At 67.0% G+C, this 18,251-nt stretch carries 15 protein-coding genes; 4 read left to right on the top strand and 11 right to left on the bottom strand.

Going from position 1 to position 18,251, the window contains the following annotated elements; translation table 11 throughout:
• Positions 1-8 precede the first annotated feature (8 nt).
• Entirely contained in the window at positions 9-1,010 is a 1,002-nt protein-coding gene (locus POR01S_RS14785) for a methyltransferase (RefSeq protein ID WP_042136704.1), read from the top strand.
• A 117-nt stretch (positions 1,011-1,127) separates the two neighbouring features.
• Here the strand turns inward: POR01S_RS14785 and POR01S_RS14780 are convergent, their stop codons facing one another.
• Positions 1,128-1,949 carry a M48 family metallopeptidase gene (locus tag POR01S_RS14780; RefSeq protein ID WP_007162727.1) on the bottom strand — a complete coding sequence of 274 codons (822 nt, stop codon included), beginning with the start codon at positions 1,947-1,949 and terminating at the stop codon, positions 1,128-1,130.
• Between the two features lie 161 nt (positions 1,950-2,110).
• On the opposite strand from POR01S_RS14780, the gene POR01S_RS14775 reads away from it, so the two are divergent.
• On the top strand, positions 2,111-4,240 hold the full coding sequence (locus POR01S_RS14775) for a methyl-accepting chemotaxis protein (RefSeq protein WP_042136701.1): 2,130 nt from the start codon (positions 2,111-2,113) through the stop codon (positions 4,238-4,240).
• Positions 4,241-4,306: 66 nt separating this feature from the next.
• On the opposite strand, the gene POR01S_RS14770 is transcribed toward POR01S_RS14775, so the two are convergent.
• The 3 genes from POR01S_RS14770 to POR01S_RS14760 form a co-directional block, all read right to left on the bottom strand.
• Positions 4,307-4,924: an SOS response-associated peptidase gene (locus tag POR01S_RS14770; protein WP_042136699.1), complete on the bottom strand. Its 618-nt coding sequence runs from the start codon at positions 4,922-4,924 to the stop codon at positions 4,307-4,309.
• Between the two features lie 154 nt (positions 4,925-5,078).
• Positions 5,079-5,339, bottom strand: coding sequence for a putative signal transducing protein (locus POR01S_RS14765; protein WP_007162730.1), 261 nt, complete (start codon positions 5,337-5,339; stop codon positions 5,079-5,081).
• Positions 5,339-5,521 carry a CPXCG motif-containing cysteine-rich protein gene (locus POR01S_RS14760; protein ID WP_017639858.1) on the bottom strand — a complete coding sequence of 61 codons (183 nt, stop codon included), beginning with the start codon at positions 5,519-5,521 and terminating at the stop codon, positions 5,339-5,341. Before POR01S_RS14760 ends, POR01S_RS14765 begins: the two co-directional genes overlap by 1 nt.
• Positions 5,522-5,628: 107 nt before the next feature.
• Between POR01S_RS14760 and POR01S_RS14755 the strand changes: the two genes are divergently transcribed.
• Entirely contained in the window at positions 5,629-6,789 is a 1,161-nt protein-coding gene (locus POR01S_RS14755) for a 1-acyl-sn-glycerol-3-phosphate acyltransferase (RefSeq protein WP_027598431.1), read from the top strand.
• A 60-nt stretch (positions 6,790-6,849) separates the two neighbouring features.
• Here POR01S_RS14755 and POR01S_RS14750 read toward each other — a convergent pair whose 3' ends face one another.
• From POR01S_RS14750 to POR01S_RS14720, 7 genes are all read right to left on the bottom strand, one after another.
• Entirely contained in the window at positions 6,850-7,437 is a 588-nt protein-coding gene (locus POR01S_RS14750) for a YajG family lipoprotein (protein WP_007161696.1), read from the bottom strand.
• Between the two features lie 118 nt (positions 7,438-7,555).
• The gene (locus tag POR01S_RS14745; protein WP_042136696.1) at positions 7,556-9,058 is read right to left on the bottom strand and encodes an efflux transporter outer membrane subunit; all 1,503 of its coding nucleotides are present in this window, start codon (positions 9,056-9,058) and stop codon (positions 7,556-7,558) included.
• A 1-nt stretch (position 9,059) separates the two neighbouring features.
• Positions 9,060-12,197, bottom strand: a complete 3,138-nt coding sequence (locus POR01S_RS14740; RefSeq protein WP_027598429.1) for an efflux RND transporter permease subunit — start codon at positions 12,195-12,197, stop codon at positions 9,060-9,062.
• Positions 12,198-12,209: 12 nt separating this feature from the next.
• The gene (locus POR01S_RS14735) at positions 12,210-13,406 is read right to left on the bottom strand and encodes an efflux RND transporter periplasmic adaptor subunit (RefSeq protein WP_027598428.1); all 1,197 of its coding nucleotides are present in this window, start codon (positions 13,404-13,406) and stop codon (positions 12,210-12,212) included.
• A gap of 346 nt (positions 13,407-13,752) precedes the next feature.
• Positions 13,753-14,331 (bottom strand): YceI family protein, encoded by a 579-nt coding sequence (locus POR01S_RS14730; RefSeq protein ID WP_007161692.1) that lies wholly within the window; start codon positions 14,329-14,331, stop codon positions 13,753-13,755.
• Positions 14,332-14,366: 35 nt separating this feature from the next.
• Positions 14,367-14,921 carry a cytochrome b gene (locus POR01S_RS14725; RefSeq protein WP_027598427.1) on the bottom strand — a complete coding sequence of 185 codons (555 nt, stop codon included), beginning with the start codon at positions 14,919-14,921 and terminating at the stop codon, positions 14,367-14,369.
• Between the two features lie 173 nt (positions 14,922-15,094).
• Positions 15,095-16,672, bottom strand: a complete 1,578-nt coding sequence (locus POR01S_RS14720; protein WP_042136693.1) for a flavin monoamine oxidase family protein — start codon at positions 16,670-16,672, stop codon at positions 15,095-15,097.
• Between the two features lie 174 nt (positions 16,673-16,846).
• Between POR01S_RS14720 and POR01S_RS14715 the strand changes: the two genes are divergently transcribed.
• Positions 16,847-18,247 carry an adenosylmethionine--8-amino-7-oxononanoate transaminase gene (locus tag POR01S_RS14715; RefSeq protein WP_042136691.1) on the top strand — a complete coding sequence of 467 codons (1,401 nt, stop codon included), beginning with the start codon at positions 16,847-16,849 and terminating at the stop codon, positions 18,245-18,247.
• Positions 18,248-18,251: the final 4 nt, after the last annotated feature.

Genomic DNA, 18,251 nt, shown 5'->3' with positions numbered 1-18,251 from the left:
GTAGCCCCATGGATCCGCGCAGCGAAGTCCTCCTCCGTCACCCCGAGCGCTTTGGCGGCGCCTTGCTGCTGGCCGGCTTGCCGGCCGATGAGCTGCTGGGCGCCCTGCCCGCGGCCAGCGGCTGGAGTTGGCATGCGGGCGAGGCCGAACAACTGATGCGGCGCTATCCGGGTCGCGTCAGCCTGGGGATCGAGCCCCCGGCGGGCGACTTCACCGCTGCCGTGCTGTTCCTGCCCAAGTCCCGCGAGGCCACCGACTTCCTGCTCACCGCCCTGAGCCAGCGCCTGCCGGCCGCGGGTAGTCTGTTTCTGGTCGGGGAAAAGAAGGCCGGGATCGAACGCGCGGCGCGCCAGCTGGGCGTCCTGGGCCAGGCCAGCAAGCTCGACAGCGCCCGCCATTGCCAACTGTGGGTGGTGCAGGACCCTAGCACCTCGGCCGATCCGCAGCCGGACGCCTGGCTGCAACGCCATCGGCTGGAGCGGGCGGGGATGAGTCTGGAGATTCTCAGCCTGCCGGGTGTGTTCAGCCATGGCCGGCTGGACGTGGGCACGGCGCTGCTGCTGGAACACCTCGACGGCCTGCCCGAGGGGGCGGTACTGGACTTCGGTTGTGGCGCCGGCGTGGTCGGCGCCGCCCTGGCCCGCCGCTATCCCGCCAGCACCCTGCACCTGCTCGACGTGGACGCCTTCGCCGTGGCCAGCAGTCGCCAGACCCTGGCGGCCAATGGCCTGGCCGGAACCGTGATCGCCGGTGACGGCATCGCCGCGGCGCCCAGCGGTCTTGCCGCCATCGTCAGCAATCCGCCCTTCCACAGCGGCGTGAAGACCGACTACCGCACCACCGAGACCCTGCTGGCCGAGGCGGTGCGCCATCTGCGCCCCGGCGGCGAATTGCGCCTGGTGGCCAACAGCTTCCTGCGCTATCCGCCGCTGATCGAGGCCGCCTTCGGCAATTGCCGCACCCTGGCCGAGCGCGAAGGCTTCAAGGTCTACAGCGCCCGGCGGCGGTAGCGACGCTGAGCCCTGCCGGGCTTCGCTGCACTCAACCCAGCCTACGGCGCCTACCCGCCCCCTCTCCCCCTGGGAGAGGGCTGGGGTGAGGGAAACCCTCTCACCCAACCCAAACCCTCAACCCTTCTTCGCCGCCTCGTACAGCGGCATCACCTTGGGAATCGCCGCCTGCAGCGCCTTGGTGCGGTTGGCGTCGGAGGGGTGGGTGCTGAGGAATTCCGCCGGCTGCTTGCCCTGGCTGGCCTGGGCCATCTTCTGCCAGAGGGTGATGGCGGCATTGGGGTTGTAGCCGGCGCGCGCCGAGAGCTCCAGGCCGATCAGGTCGGCTTCGTTCTCGTTGCCGCGGCTGAATGGCAGGGTCAGGGCCACCTGGGACACCTGGTCGGCCAGCTGCATGCCGCCCTGGCCGACGCCCAGCAGGGCGCCGCCGAGGTTCTCGCCCATCTGGATGGCATAGGCCCGCGACATCTGCTCGCGGCTGTGCTCGCGCAGGGCGTGGGCGATCTCGTGGCCCATCACCGCCGCCAGTTCGTCGTCGGTCAGCTTGAGCTGATCGATGAGGCCGCTGTAGACGAAGATCTTGCCGCCCGGGCCGCAGTTGGCGTTGAGTTCGTCGCTCTGCACCAAGTTGACCTGCCAATCCCAGTTCACCGCGTCCGGACGGAAGGCCGCGGTCTGCGGGATCAGCCGCTTGGCGATGGCGGCCACGCGCTTGCCGTCGGCCGTGTCGTTGGCCAGCTTGCCGGCGGACTTGGCCTCGCTGACCGTCTTGGCATAGGACTGGGCGTACATCTGGTTGACCTGCTGCTCGGACAGCATGCTGAACATGTACTGCTTGCGCTGCACCCCGACCGCACCACCGGAGGTGGTATTGACGGTCTGGCAGGCGACCAGCAGCAGGCTCAGGGACAGGCCTGCGAGGGGAAGGATACGGCGCATGGGAATCTCCAGGTATCGAGGCGGATACAGTCTAGAGAGGGGCGTCAGACCCGGCAACGTCCGGTAATGCCCGGCAACGCTCTCCTGCCAGGCGACCGGAGGCCTCAATGGACAGACATCTGCGCCGATAGCTCCCGGTATCGAACGCCCCGGAGTCCCCCATGAATTCCCGCTCCATCCGCACCTCCATCACCCTGCTGGCCGGCGCCTGCATCCTGGCGGTGGTCGCTGCCCTGATCGCCTACACCCTGTTCGCCGGTCAGCGCACCCGCGCCCTGGTCGACAGCCATACCGAGGCCCTGGCCGCCACGGCCGCCGAAGCCCGGCTCACGGCCGAGGCCGAGGCCGTGGGCAACCAGCTGCAACGCCAGCTGGACGTCCCCCTGCAACTGGCCAGTCAGCTGGCGCAACTCAACGTGGCCATGGCCAGTCCGGGCGACCAGCAGGTCGAGCTGGATCGCCAGAGTCTGGTCCGCCTGCTGGGCCGGAGTCTGCAGCGCCAGTCCGGCCTGCTCAGTCTCTATACCGTCTGGGAACCCAATGCCATCGACGGCCAGGACGACCGCCATCGCGGTGATGCCGCGGCCGGCTACGACGAGCATGGGCGCTTCACCCCCTGGTGGCACAAGACCCTCGACGGCGATGTGACGGTGGAACCGATCGGCCCGACCGTGGAAAGCCAGACCCAGCTGCCCTCGGGCGTGCGCGAAGGCGAGTACTACCTCTGCCCGCGGGAAAATCGCACCACCTGCGTGCTCGACCCCATGCCCGACACGGTCAACGAGCAGCAGGTGCTGATCGCCTCCTTCAACGTGCCGATCCTAGTCGGCGACGCCTTCAAGGGCGTGGTCGGTGCCGACGTGCCGCTGGACTTCATCCAGCGCCAGCTGGTCAAGGCCAATGGCCGCCTCTATGGCGGCGTGGGCCGCATGGCCCTGGTGGCCGGGCGCGGCACCCTGGTCGCCTACACCGCCGATGCCAGCCAGCTGGGCAAACCGGCCGAACCGGTGCTGGGCGCGACCCTGACCGGCCTCAAGGACCTCGGCGAAGGCGTCACCCGTCGCTTCGACGCCAAAACCGAGCGCTACCAGGTCTATCTGCCGCTGCGCTTCGCCGGCGACAACCACCAGGTCTGGACGCTGATCATCGAACTCCCCCGCGAAGCCGTGCTGGCCGACCTCTACAGCCTCAAGGACACCCTTGGCAGCCAGCGCCACCAGGACGTGGTCGGCATGCTGCTGGTGGGCCTGGCGGTCGCCGGCGCCGGTCTGCTGGTACTCTGGCTGATCAGCCTGCGCATCGCCCGGCCACTGCGGCAGATGGTGACCATGCTCGACGCCATCGGCCAGGGCGACGGTGACCTCACCCAGCGCCTCGCCACCGAGCGCCGCGACGAGGTCGGCGCCATGGCCGGCGGCTTCAATCGCTTCCTGGCCTCGCTGCAGGGCCTCATCGGCCAGCTGATCCGCTCGGTGGGCGAGGTGGCCTCGGCCGCCGAGCACACCTCCCATATCGCCCAGCGCACCCGCGACGGCGTGCAGCGCCAGTTGCAGGAGATCGACCAGTTGGCCACCGCCATGCAGGAGATGACCGCCACCGCCCAGGACGTGGCCGGCAATGCCGGTCGCGCGGCGCGGGCCGCCACCGAGGCGGACGGCGCGGTCAACGAAGGCCAGCGGCTGGTACAGCAGAACGTCGCCAGCAGCGCCGCCCTCGCCCGGGAGATCGAGCGCGCGGTGGAGCAGGTCCGCCGGGTCGCCGAGGACAGCGAGAACATCGGCTCCATCCTCACCACCATCAACGGCATCGCCGAGCAGACCAATCTGCTGGCGCTCAACGCCGCCATCGAGGCGGCGCGGGCCGGCGAGCAGGGCCGCGGCTTCGCCGTGGTGGCCGACGAGGTGCGCAACCTGGCGCAAAAGACCCAGGTCGCCACCGGCGAGATCCAGGAGATGATCCAGCGCCTGCAGCAGGGCACCCGCGAGGCGGTGACGGTGATGCAGGCCAGCGGCGCCCAGACCAGCACCCAGGTCGCCCAGACCGAGGCCACCCGCCAGGCCCTGGACACCATCCTGGCGGCGGTGGGCGAGATCACCAGCATGAATCTGCAGATCGCCAGCGCCGCGGAAGAACAGAGCGCGGTGGCCGAGGACATCAATCGCAACGTGGTCAATATCGGCCAGAGCGCCCAGGCGGTCCACGGCGAAGCCGACAGCGCCTCCCGCGCCGGCCAGCAACTGCGCGAACTGGCCGAACAGCAACGCCAGCTGGCGGGACGGTTCCGGGTCTAGCCCCCTCCCCTCAAGTGCCAAGCCACCCCCTCTCCCTCCTGGGAGAGGCAGGGGTGAGGGCCGCGTCTACAGCGGGGTCAGACACTCCGGCCCGTCCACCTCGGGTCGGTTGACGATATCGGCCAGCACCCGCTCGCGCAGCGGCATGCCGCCCGTGGCCAACAGCGCCTGCAGGGCTTCAGGCGGGCTGTCCGGATCCTGCCAGAGGGCACGCCCCGCTTCATCCAGCAGGATCGGCCGCCGCAGCGGGCCGGCGGCCTGGGTGACCATGGCCACCGACAGCCAGAGCTGGTCCCCGGCCGGATAGGCCTCCCAGAGCGCGGCGAACCAGGCCAGGGGTTCGCCATTGAGCATCCAGTAGGGCCGCTTGCGATGATTGCCGCGCCATTCGTAGAAGCCGTTGGCGGGCAGCAGGCAACGCCGCAGGCGAAAGGGCTCGCGAAACATCGGCTGGGTGGCCAGGCTTTCGGCGCGGGCGTGGGTGGGGGTGCGGGAAAGATCGGTGAGCCAGGGCGGAGTCAGTCCCCAGCGACCGCTGTCGACCCGCTCGCCCTCAGCGGTCCGCCGCTGCAGCAGCACCTGCTGATGGGGGGAGATGTTCCAGCGCGGCGCATGCTTTTCGGGGAATCCCGCCAGGGCGGCGAATTCGGCGGGCCAGCGGAACAGGGCGTAGCGTCCGGACATGAAAACCTTTTTAGGTTCTTTACGAAAAGTCGCCGAGCGAAGGTCAGGCGAGGCGAAAAATGCTGAGGAAGCGGAGTTTACAAGTGGTAAATGAGCATTCCGAAGCGTTTTTCAACGAAGCATCACCGATGCGTAGGCACTTTTCGTCTAGAACCTAGCAGACGAGGATGCCCTGCTCGGGGGAAGGATCCTCTCCCGGCAGGGGCGTGGCGGCATTGTACGCGGCGATCAGCGCCTGCGCGCGGAGGGCCTCCTCATCCTCGACCAGCAGGCCGAGCAGCCCTGCCGCCGGCAGGTCGCCGATGCCCCCGAGCAGATGGCGCCCGGCGAGAAAGCCGCTGATGCCCTCGCTGGCCAGCACCGCCAGGAGCAATTCACCCTCGTGCAGCGAACCCGGCTCGTAGATGCGACGCATCAGTCGTCCTCCCGACGAACCTCGAGATTCCAGTCCTCGCCATCGGTGTGCAGGCCGAAGCGGATCGGCCGGCAGCAGACTTCGCAGTCTTCGTAGTAGTCCTGATCACCGCCGCTGAGGTCGAGCACCACCTCGCCCGGTTCGCCGCAATAAGGGCAATCGTATTCCTGGCTTTCCAGCATCTGCCTGCACTCCTTGACCGCCAACCTGCCGCCCATCCGGCCCCTGGCGCTTGCATCTGGCGCCACGCCCACTACTATGGCCGCCGGAATTTCTACAAGAGAACACCATGGGCGAGTTCGAAGCCATTCGACCCTATAACGACGCGGAAGTCCCCGGGGTTCTGGCCCGCCTGATCGACGACGACCACTTCATCGCCATCCTCGCCGGCTACCGTTTCCCGCGCCTGTCCAAGGGCCTCGGCTGGGTGGTGCGGCCCCTGTTGCGCACCCGCCTGCGCCAGGAACTGGGCGGCATCCAGAGCGTCGCCGCGCTGCAGGACAAGCTCGAACCCTATGTGGATCGCGCCATCGAAAAGGCCTCGGACGGCGTCACCTACTCCGGTATCGACCAGCTGCGCAGCGGCCGGGCCTATCTGTTCCTGGCCAACCACCGCGACATCGTGATGGACCCGGCCTTCGTCAACTATGCCGTCTACCACGCCGGCCTGCCAACGCCGCGCATCGCCATCGGCGACAACCTCCTGCAGAAGCCCTTCGTCAGCGACCTGATGCGGCTGAACAAGAGCTTCATCGTGCACCGCTCCATCAGCGGTCGGCGCGAGAAGCTGGCGGCGTACCAGAATCTGTCCGCCTACATCAATCACTCGATCCGCCAGGACGGCCAGTCCATCTGGATCGCCCAGGCCGAGGGCCGGGCCAAGGATGGCGACGACCGTACCGATTCGGCCATCCTCAAGATGTTCCACATGAGCTGCAAGGACGCCCCCTTCGCCGAGCTGGTCAAGGCGCTGAACATCGTGCCGGTATCCATCAGCTACGAATTCGATCCCTGCGACCAGGCCAAGGCCCGCGAACTGCACATCCGCGCCACCACCGGCGGCTATACCAAGGCACCGGGCGAGGACGACGTCAGCATCGCCCTGGGCATCACCGGCTACAAGGGCCGGGTGCACGTGGCCTTTGGCGAGCCGGTCACGGGTGAGTTCGAGGATGCCAAGGCGCTGGCCCAGGAAATGGACCGGCAGATCCTCGGCAACTACCGGCTGTTCCCGGCCAGCTACCTGGCCTATGCCGCCTGGGAGGGTCGCGATCCGGAGCTGGCCGTGCCCGCGGTGGACGCCCTGTTTCCCGCCGAGGAGATCGCGGTCGCCCGCGGCGAGTGGGAAAAGCGCCTGGCCGAGTGCCCGGCGGAATACCGGGCGCAGCTGGTGCGCCAGTACGCCCAGCCGGTGCTCAACAAGTACCGCGTGCTGGCCGGCCTGGAATAGCGGTCGGCGACCCATGAAAAAGCCCGGCACTGGCCGGGCTTTTTCGTGGGCGTCGGGTTTTCAGCGACCGCTGAGCACCTGGACCACGGTCGGATCCTTGAATACCCGGGTCAGGGCATCGCTCAGCACATCGCTGACCAGCTTGGTGTTGGCCTCGGCGTTGGGCGCCATGCCGAAACGCTGGTTGAGGCTGGCGCCGTAGCGGCCGCGGTAGCCGCGCTGGCTGTTGCGCACGTCGACCTGGAAGGCCGCGGCGACGTCGGAGGCGGTGACGTACAGTTCCTTGGGCGACTGGTAGTTCAGCTCGGCCAGGGTCAGGGTCAGCTGGGGCGCGCCGGGGCCGGCATTGGGCGACGGGGTGAAGCCCATCTGGCGGACCGCCTTCTCGGCTTCGGCCTGCAGCTTGGGAATCACGTCCTGGGTCTGCACCACCACCACGCTGGTGTCGGGATAGAGACCGCCACGGGTGCCGAGGGTAAAGGAGGAGCGACCGTCGACCACCCGGACCGAGACCGGCTGGCCCTGGCCGACCGGGGCGATGGGCGCGGTGATCTGGGGTTGTGGACTCAATTGCTGGGGGCTGCTGGCGCAGCCGGCCAGGGTCAGACCAGTGGCGGCGAGCAGGCCGAGCAACAGGCGATAGCGCATGCAGAGACTCCAGAGAAAGGGACAGGGGGCAGTATACCCAGCCCCCCAGCGGCGTCGATAGACGGGCACCCCGGACAGAAGAACGCCGGCACGAGGCCGGCGTCTTGCTGGAGCAGGATCAGGGCTTGGCCGCCAGCGGCGGTCGCGTCTGGCTACGCTCCAGCCAGCCACCGCCGAGGGCCTTGTACAGGGTGACCTCGCTGTTGAGCTGGTTGAGTCGATCGGTGATCAGCTGCTGCTGGGCGCTATACAGCGAGCGCTGGGCGTCGAGCACCGTGAGGTAGTTGTCGATGCCCTGGCGATAGCGCAGGTTGGCCAGGTCGTAGTACTCCTGGCTGGCCTGCACCAGGTCCTGCTGGGCCTGCAACTGGTCGTCGTAGGTGCCCTTCGCCGCGAGGGCATCGGCCACTTCGCGGAAGGCGGTCTGGATCGACTTCTCGTAGGTGGCGACGTTGATGTCCTTCTGGATCCTGGCCGCATCCAGGCTGGCCTTGAGGCTGCCGGCCGTGAAGATCGGGATGTTGATGCTCGGCGAGAAGGTCCAGTAGCCGGAGCCGGCGTCGAACAGGCCATTCAGATCGCGACTGGCCGTGCCACCCTGGGCGGTCAGGCTGATGCGCGGGAAGAAGGCCGCCCGCGCCGCGCCGATGTTGGCGTTGGCGGCGCGCAGCTGCAGCTCGGACTGGAGGATGTCCGGGCGCTTCTGCAGGAGATCCGACGGCAGGTTGGCCGGCAGGTCGGCGAGCAGGTCCTTGCCGTCCAGGCCCTTGCCCTGCGGCAGGTCGGCCGGGATCGAGGTGCCCAGCAGCAAGGCCAGGGCGTTGCGATCCTGGGCCACCTGGCGGGTGTATTGCGCCAGATTCGCCCGCGCCCCTTCCAGGGCGGTGCGCGACTGGCGCAGGTCCAGGCCGCTGGCCACGCCGTTCTCCACGGTCTGACGGGTCAGGTCGTAGGAGCGCTGATAGGCGTCCAGGGTCTCGCGGGTCAGTTGCAGCATGCGCTGGTCGGTGAGCCAGGCGTAGTAGGCGTTGGCCACTTCCGAGACCAGCGAGATCTGGGTGCTGCGACGTCCTTCGCTGGTGGCGAAGTAGTTGAGCAGCGCCTGCTCGCTGAGGCTGCGCAGGCGACCGAAGAGGTCCAGCTCATAGGAGGTGAAGCCCAGGGTCACGCTGTACTGGCTGCTGATGCTGCCGCCGCCACCGCCACCCGCGCCGTTGGCGCTGTTGCCGGCGAGCAGTTCGCGGATGGCGGAGACCTGGCTCAGGTCTTCCGGCTGGCGGGTACGGGTCCCGGTGCCGCTGACACTGATGTCGGGAAACAGCTCGGCGCGCTGCACGCGGTACTGCGCCTGGTAGAGGCGCACGTTCAGCGCGGCCTGGCGCAGGTCGCGGTTGTTGTCCAGTGACAGCTGGATCAGTTGCTGCAGGGCCGGATCGCGATAGAAATCGCGCCAGCCGATGTCGGCCGCCTGCTGGTCGCGGTTGACCGTCAGCGCATCGTAGGCCTGGCCATGGGGCCAGGCATTCTCCACCGGCGCGTTGGGTCGCTGGTAGTCGGGGATCAGGCTGCAGCCGGAGACGGCCAGCATGCCCACGACCACCGCCAAGACAGACTTCTTCATATCAGTGTCCTTCCTTGCCATGGGCTTCCTGGTCCTTGGTGGCCTTGTCCTTGAACAGGCTGCTGACCACCACGTAGAACATGGGAATCCAGAAGATCGCCAGTATCGTGGCGGTGAGCATGCCGCCGATCACGCCGGTACCCACGGCGTGCTGACTGCCGGAGCTCGCGCCCGAGGAGATCGCCAGGGGCACCACGCCCAGGATGAAGGCCATGGAGGTCATGATGATGGGCCGCAGACGCATGCGCGAGGCTTCCACCGCCGCATCGACGATGTTCTTGCCGCCCTCGTGCAGCTCCTTGGCGAATTCCACGATCAGGATGGCGTTCTTCGCTGCCAGACCGATGGTCGTCAACAGACCGACCTGGAAGAAGACGTCGTTGGCCAGGCCACGGAAGTAGGTGGCCAGCAAGGCCCCCACCACCCCCAGCGGCACCACCAGGATGACCGCGATCGGGATCGACCAGCTCTCGTACAGCGCCGCGAGGCAGAGGAACACCACCAGCAGCGACAGGGCGTAGAGCGCCGGCGCCTGGGAGCCCGACAGGCGCTCCTCGTAGGACAGACCGGTCCAGGCGATACCCACGCCCTGCGGCAGGTCCTTGGCCATGCGCTCGATCTCGGCCATGGCGTCACCGGTGCTGTAGCCGGGCGCCGCGGAACCGAGGATCTCCAGCGAGGAGATGCCGTTGTAGCGCTCCAGCTTGGGCGAGCCGTAGATCCACTCGCCGCGGGCGAAGGCCGACACCGGCACCATCTCGCCCGCGCTGTTGCGCACGTACCACTTGTTGAAGTCCTCGGGATTCATCCGCGCGCTGGCTTCGCCCTGCAGATACACCTTCTTCACCCGACCGCGGTCGATGAAGTCGTTGACGTAGCTGGACGCCCAGCCGATGGACAGCGTCTGGTTGACGTCGCTCTGCGACAGCCCCAGGGCGCGCACCTTCTCGTCGTCGACGATGAGCTTGAATTGCGGCTCGTCGTTGAGGCCGTTGGGACGGGTCTGCATCAGCTTTGGATTCTGCGCGGCCATGCCGAGCAGTTGGTTGCGCGCGGCCATGAGCGCCTCGTGGCCGATGCCGCCCTGGTCCTGCAGATAGAAGTCGAAGCCGGTGGCGTTACCCAGCTCCAGCACCGCCGGCGGCACGATGGCGTAGACGATGGCGTCCTTGATGCCCGACAGGTAGCCCATGGCGCGACCGGCCACGGCACTGGCCCCGTCCTTGGCGTCCGGGCGCTCTTCCCAGGGCTTGAGCTGGATGAACGCCAGACCCGAACTCTGGCCGCGACCGGCGAAGTTGAAGCCGTTGACGGTGAACATCGAGCTGACCGCGCTCGAGTCGTTCTTCATCATCATCTCGCGCATGGTGTCGAGCACCTTCTGCGTCCGCTCGGCACTGGAGCCCGGCGGCGTGGTGACCTGGGCGAAGATCACGCCCTGGTCCTCTTCCGGCAGGAAGGACGATTGGATGCGGGTGAACAGGAACACCATGACGCCGACGATCAGCAGGTACAGCAGCAGGAAGGGCACCTTGTGGCGGATCACCGCGGCCACGCTGCGCTCGTAGCGGTGCTGACCGCTCTCGAACTTGCGGTTGAACCAGCCGAAGAAACCGCGCTTCTCGTGGTGCCCCTGCTTGACCGGCTTGAGCAGGGTGGCGCACAGCGCCGGGGTCAGGATCAGGGCCACCAGCACCGAGAGCACCATCGAGGAAACGATGGTGATGGAGAACTGGCGATAGATCACCCCGGTGGAGCCGCCAAAGAAGGCCATGGGCACGAACACCGCCGACAGCACCATGGCGATACCGACCAGGGCGCCCTGGATCTGGCCCATGGACTTGCGCGTCGCCTCCTTGGGCGAGAGCCCCTCCTCGGCCATCACCCGCTCGACGTTTTCCACCACCACGATGGCATCGTCCACCAGCAGGCCGATGGCGAGTACCATGCCGAACATGGTCAGGATGTTGATGGTGAAACCGGCGGCCAGCAGCACCGCGAAGGTGCCCAGCAGAACCACGGGTACGGCGATGGTGGGGATCAGGGTGGCCCGGAAGTTCTGCAGGAACAGGAACATCACCAGGAACACCAGCAGGATCGCCTCGCCCAGGGTCTTGACCACCTCGTGGATGGAGGCGGTCACCACCGGGGTGGTGTCATAGGGATAGACCACTTCCATGCCCGGCGGCATGAACGGCTTGAGCCGCTCGATGGTGGCGCGGACCGCCTTGGCGGTGTCCAGGGCGTTGGCCCCGGTGGCCAGACGCAGGGCCATGCCGGAGGCCGGCTTGCCGTCGAACTGAGCGTCGATGGAATAGTTCTCGCCCCCCAGCTCCACCCGTGCCACGTCGCGCAGGCGCACCTGGGCGCCGCTCTGATCGACCTTGAGGAAGATCTTGCCGAATTCCTCGACGCTGGTCAGGCGGGTCTTGCCGATGATGGTGGCGTTGAGCTGTTGCCCCGGCACCGCCGGCAGGCCGCCGAGCTGACCGGAGGCGATCTGCACGTTCTGGCTTTGGATGGCGCTGCTGACGTCGACCGGCGTCAGCTGGTACTTCACCAGCTTCTGCGGATCGAGCCAGATGCGCATGGCGTACTGGGCACCGAACACCTGGAAGTCACCCACACCGCTGGTCCGCGCGATGGGATCGCGCATGTTGGAAACGATGTAGTTGGACAGGTCTTCCTTGGTCAGGGAGCCGTCCATGGAGACCAGGCCCACCACCATCATGAAGTTGCGCTGGTACTTGGCCACGCGCATGCCCTGCTGCTGCACTTCCTGCGGCAGCAGCGGCGTCGCCAGCTGCAGCTTGTTCTGCACCTGGACCTGGGCGATGTCGGAGTTGGTGCCCTGGTTGAAGGTCACGATGATGGTCATGCTGCCATCGGAGTTGGACTCCGAGGAGATGTACCTGAGGTTGTCGATCCCGTTCATCTGCTGCTCGATGACCTGGACCACGGTGTCCTGCACCGTCTGCGCCGAGGCGCCCGGGTAGCTCACCTGGATCGAGACCGCCGGGGCGGCGATGTTCGGGTACTGGTTGATCGGCAGATTGAGGATCGACAGGATACCGGCGAGCATGATCACCAGGGCGATCACCCAGGCGAAGATGGGCCGGTCGATGAAGAACTTGGACATCGGGCGCTCCCCTTACTGAGCCTGACCCGCCGGCTTCTGCTCGGCGGAGGCGATGTTGCTCGCCGGCTTGGTGGTGACGGTGGCGCCCGGCTTGATCTTCTGCAGGCCCTCGGTGATGACCTTGTCACCCGCCTTCAGGCCGTCGGTGACCAGCCAGTCGGAGCCCACGGTACGCTCGGTCTTGAGGATTCGCTGCTCGACCTTGCCTTCGCCGTTGACCACCATGGCGGTGGGCTGGCCCTTGATGTCGCGGGTCACGCCCTGTTGCGGCACCAGCAGGGCATTCTGGCGAACGCCGGACTGCAGCTGGGCACGCACGAACATGCCGGGCAGCAGCAGCTTGTCGGGGTTGGGGAATTCGGCACGGATGGTCACCGAGCCGGTGCCCTGATCCACCGAGACCTCGGCGAACTTGAGCTTGCCGGGACGGCTGTAGGCGCTGCCGTCTTCCAGCATCAGCTTGACCTCGGCGGCGTTCTCGCCCTGCACGCGCTGCAGCTGACCGCTGTCCAGTTCACGGCGCAGGCGCAGCAGGTCGGTGGCGGACTGGGTCACGTCGACATAGATGGGATCGAGCTGGGTGATGCTAGTCAGGGCGGTGGTCTGGTCGGCGGTGACCAGGGCGCCTTCGGTCATCATCGAGCGACCGATGCGGCCGGAAATCGGCGCGGCGACCTTGGTGTAGGCCAGGTTGATCTCGGCGTTGCGCAGGGCGGCTCTCGCCGATTCCACCTGGGCTTCGTTCTGCCGCTGCATGGACAGGGCGTCGTCGGCTTCCTGCTTGCTGATCGCCTGCTCCTTGACCAGGGCGCCATAGCGCTGGGCCTTGAGCCGGTTGGAGGCCAGGGTCGCCTGGGCCTGGGCCAGCGAGGCCTTGGCCGAGTTGACGTTGGCTTCGTAGGTGCGCGGATCGATCTGATAGAGCTGGGTGCCGGCCTTCACGTCGGCGCCCTCGGTGAAGTAGCGCTTGAGCAGGATGCCGCTGACCTGGGGACGGACCTCGGCGATGCGGAAGGCCGAGGTGCGCCCAGGCAGTTCGTCGGTGAGGGTCACGGTGCGGGGTTGCATCGTCACCACCCCGACCTCCGCGGGCTTCTGCTGCTGTTGCTGCTGCTGGTCCTTGTTGTCCTGCTTGCCGCAGGCGCCTAGGGCCAGGGCCACGGCCAGCAGGGCGGGGGCGAAAAAGGCATGCGCCGGCTTGATCTGCATATCAAAAGTCCTTGAAAGCGGGGAAATGAGCATGCGCAGCGCGCCTTGTGGATCCGCACCGGCTCGAGCATAGGAATTATTATCAGACAAATATACTTACGTTCACGACTGTTTGTAAATAACCCAAGCGCCATGCTCGGGTATCTCGCCGGCGGCTCCGGCGCCTCGTGAAAACGGTTATTCCTACGACATCAGGCCCAGACGACCGACCTCGGTAGCAGACCATCAGGCTGAAGGCGAGTTCTGCCGGGGGATTCCTCTGGCGCCCGCCTCGTCGCCAAAAACGACCAGGCATAAAAATGCCGGACGAATCCGGCATCTTTGGTTACAACCTGAGGGCGTCCCGTTACTGGCGCACGCCTTCGAAGGACAGCATGAATTCCACTTCCTGGGACTTCGGACCGAGGTCCTTCTGGATGTTGAAATCCTTGAGTTTGAGGGTGGTGGTGCCCTCGAAGCCGGCGCGGTAGCCGCCCCACGGATCCTTGCCCTCGCCCATGAAGTGGGCCTTGATGGTGACCGGCTTGGTCACGCCGTTCAGGGTCAGGTTGCCGGTGACGTCGGCGGTGCCGTCGCCGGTGGGGGTGACCTTGGTGGATTCGAAGCTGGCTTGGGGATGGGCGGCGACGTTGAGGAAGTCGGCACTGCGCAGGTGCTTGTCACGCTCGGCGTGGTTGGTGTCGACGCTGTCGGTGTTGATGGTCACCTTGATCTTGTCGGCGGACGGATCCTTGGCATCGAAGCTGAAGTTGCCGTCGAAGTCCTTGAAGGTGCCGTACAGCCAGCTGTAGCCCAGGTGCTGGATGCGGAACTGGATGAAGGCGTGCTGGCCCTGCTTGTCGATCTTGTAATCGGCGGCCATGGCCTGGCCGGCGCCCAGCAGAGCGGTACCCAGGGCCAGGGCGGCAACGGTTTTCTTCAGCATTGGATGGAGCTCCATGTGGTGGTGGGAAGCGAACATCAGGAAGGGGTATGGACCCGGCCGAGCATGCGCACCAGGGTGCCGTCGCGGTCGACGAAATGGTGCTTGAGCGCGGCCAGCACATGCAGGCCGGCCAGGACGATCAGCGTCCAGGCGAACCAGAGGTGGATCTTGCCAGCGGTATCGGCCTGGTCCGGCAGGCCGCTCAGGGTCGCCGGCACCTTGAACCAGCCGAAGACATCGATGGCCACACCATCGGCGGTGGAGATCAGATAGCCGGCCACCATGACGCTGAGCATCAAGGCATAGAGCAGGAAGTGCCCGGCCCCGGCGGCGCGGCGCACCAGGGGGCTGCCCTCCACCGGCGGCGGCGGACTGACCAGGCGCCAGAGCAGGCGCAGCACCAGGGCGATCAGCAGGAGGATGCCGGCGCTCTTATGCAGTTCGGGGGCGGTGTGGTACCAGGTGTCGTAGTAGTCCAGGGTGCGCATCCACAGGCCGGAGGCGAACATGGCGACGATCGCCAGGGCCATGACCCAATGCAGAACCAGACTTACCAGACCGTAGCGAAGGCCATCGTTGCGCCAGTGCATCGCTTTTCTCTCCTGAAAAAGCTTTGCCTAAGCCTAGCCGCAAACGTATCGATGGAAAGCGGAAAAAGTGTCGAATCAATATCGAAGGAATCGATGGATCGGACGGCGCATGGAGGCCCCGTCCGCTGCGGCCGGGAGGCTGCGCAGGGGCAGCCTCCGGGCGCGGGTCGGGATCAGAACGACCAGTGGAACAGCTTCCAGAAGAAGCCGTGCTCGCCACTGTCCTTGGCCGGCGCGGCGTCGGCGGGCTTGGGCGCGGCAGCCGGCTGAGCCTGGGCCTTGGCGCTGGCGACGACCGGCACCACGGCCTTGCCGGCCTTGAGGTCGCGGACCTGGCCGGCGGCGCGCTGACCGCTGGCCAGGGCCCCTTCCAGGGTGCCCGGATGCAGCGGATCGGTGTGCTCGCCGGCAAAGATCACCCGGCCGGTGGGCTTTTCCCACAGCCGCCAGTAACGGGTGATCTGGCCCGGACCATAGGCCAGATAGGCACCGCCCACGCCCGGATCGCGGCTGTAGCGACGGACTTCGTAGCCGGAGAAGGCACCGCGCGCCTTGGGATAGAGGGCGTGGAAGCGGATCAGCACCTGATCGACCATCTGCTTGTCGCCGAAGGCCTGCACCAGGCGCGCGCTGTCGCCGGCCAGGTTGACCAGCACATTGGCGCCGCCCTTGACGTCCGGTTCCACCCACAGCATGCCCAGCCCCTGGTCGCTGTAGATCTCGCCGCTCATGCGCGACTTGCTGTCCCATACCGGGGTCTTGAACTTGAGCAGGATCTGGTCGCGCCAGCCGTAGGTGGTGCCCTTGATGGCGGCCTGCTGGGTGGCGTCCAGCGCCGGGGTCATCTGCACCTGGCCGAGGGCGCGCAGCGGCACCGCCATCACCACGTAGTCGGCCTTGTAGCCATTGGCGCCGGCCTTGACCGTCACGCCGCTCGGATCCTGGACGATGCTCGACACCTTGCTGTCGGTCTTGATCGTCTTGATCTGCTTGACGAAGGCCTGGGCCAGGACGTCGCTGCCGCCGGGCAGGCGCGAGGCGCGCAGGTCCTTGTCCTCGACGCCGCGATAGACGCGGGTCTGCTGGGCCAGATAGAGCAGCGACAGCCGCGAGGGCTCGTCATAGCGCACGCGGATGCGCTGGTTGATCAGTTGGCGGGCCACCGGCGGCAGATTCTGCTTGTCCAGCCAGGTGGCGGCGTTGATCTGGTCGAGGGCGTGCAGGGTCGGGGTGGCGGTCGGCTGCAGCGGATCGCTGATGGCGGCGGCCAGGTCGTCCAGGGACTTGTCGACGCGCTTCAGGGCATCGGCCACGGCCGGCATCTTCTGCACCAGGTCGTCCTGGGAATAGTACTGGCCGTCGATCAGATAGCCCGGGGTGCGCACGAAGGACGGCGCGTCCACGGTCTTGAGCTTGAAGGTGTCCAGGTAGTGGTTGAGCACCGGCTGGGCCTTGGTGTCGCCGATCCATTCGCTGGAGGCGAGACCGGAGCGACCGCCGACGCGCGCGCCGGCTTCCAGCAGGGTCACGTTCCAGCCGGCCTGCTGCAGTTCATAGGCCGAGGCCAGACCGGCCATGCCGGCACCGACCACGATCACCGAGGGACCACTGGGCGCGACGGGCGCCGCGGCAGCCTTTTCCGGCGCCTTGTGCGACTCTTTATGGGCCTTCTCGGCAGCGCCTGCGCTCAGGCTGGTAGCGAATACGCCGGCTGCCAAGCAGACGGTAAAACCTGTCCAACGCGACGACATCTTTTCTAGACTCCTGGGACCGGGAAACGGCGGTGGCGCAGCATACGCCAGCGGCCCCGGGGCAACCAGACGGCGCCACGACCGGCAATCGGCCCGCGCCTTGCTCCCGTCGCGCGCCCTGGCTTAGGCTTGCGCCCCCTTTTTATCGCCGGGCCCGTCGCCAGGAGACCGCCAATGACCAATCACGACTGGATGCGCCGTGACCTGGAGGTGCTCTGGCACCCCTGCACCCAGATGAAGGATCACGAGCAGCTGCCGGTGATCCCGATCCGCCGCGGCGAGGGCGTCTGGCTGGAAGACTTCGACGGCAAGCGCTACCTAGACGCCGTCAGTTCCTGGTGGGTCAATGTCTTCGGCCACGCCAATCCGCGCATCAACGACCGCATCAAGGCCCAGGTCGACCAGCTGGAGCACGTCATCCTCGCCGGCTTCAGTCACCAGCCGGTGATCGAGCTGTCCGAGCGCCTGGTCGCCCTGACCCCGGCCGGTCTCGACCGGGTGTTCTATGCCGACAACGGCTCCTCGTGCATCGAGGTGGCCTTGAAGATGAGCTACCACTACTGGCGCAACGTGGGCCAGCCGGACAAGCGCCGCTTCGTCACCCTGACCAACAGCTACCACGGCGAGACGGTGGCGGCCATGTCGGTGGGCGACGTGGCGCTGTTCACCGAGACCTACCAGGGGCTCTTGCTGGACACCCTCAAGGTGCCCAGCCCCGATTGCTACCTGCGCCCCGAAGGCATGGACTGGGAAGAGCATTCGCGGCAGATGTTCGTGCACATGGAGCGCACCTTGGCCGAGCACCACGCCAGCGTCGCCGCGGTCATCGTCGAGCCGCTGATCCAGGGCGCCACCGGCATGCGCATGTACCACCCGGTCTATCTGCGCCTCCTGCGCGAGGCCTGCGATCGTTATGGCGTGCACCTGATCCACGACGAGATCGCCGTGGGCTTCGGTCGCACCGGGACGATGTTCGCCTGCGAACAGGCCGGTATCCGTCCGGATTTCCTCTGCCTGTCCAAGGCCCTGACCGGCGGCTACCTGCCGCTGGCCGCCTGCCTGACCACCGATGCGGTCTACCAGGCCTTCTACGACGACTACCACACCCTGCGCGCCTTCCTGCATTCCCACAGCTACACCGGCAATCCGCTGGCCTGCGCCGCCGCCCTGGCGACCCTGGACATCTTCGCCCAGGACGACGTCATCGAAGCCAACAAGCCCCTGGCCCGGCGCATGGCCGAGGCCACCGCGCACCTGGCCGAGCATCCCCAGGTCGGCGAGGTGCGCCAGACCGGCATGGCCCTGGCCATCGAGATGACCGCCGACAAGGCCCGCCGCACGCCCTACCCCTGGCAGGAGCGCCGCGGCCTGGCCGTCTACCAGCACGCCCTCTCCCGCGGTGCCCTGTTGCGGCCGCTGGGCAACGTGGTCTACTTCCTGCCGCCCTATGTGATCACCCCCGAGCAGATCGACTTCCTCGCCGAGGTGGCGAGCGAAGGCATCGACCTCGCCACCCGCACCTCGGTCAGCGTCGCCCTGAGCGACCTGCACCCCAACCACCGCGATCCCGGCTGATCTG

Origin of the sequence: Pseudomonas oryzihabitans NBRC 102199 (assembly GCF_000730625.1) — a bacterium.
Classification (GTDB): domain Bacteria; phylum Pseudomonadota; class Gammaproteobacteria; order Pseudomonadales; family Pseudomonadaceae; genus Chryseomonas; species Chryseomonas oryzihabitans.
This window is presented reverse-complemented; position numbering and strand designations above follow the sequence as displayed.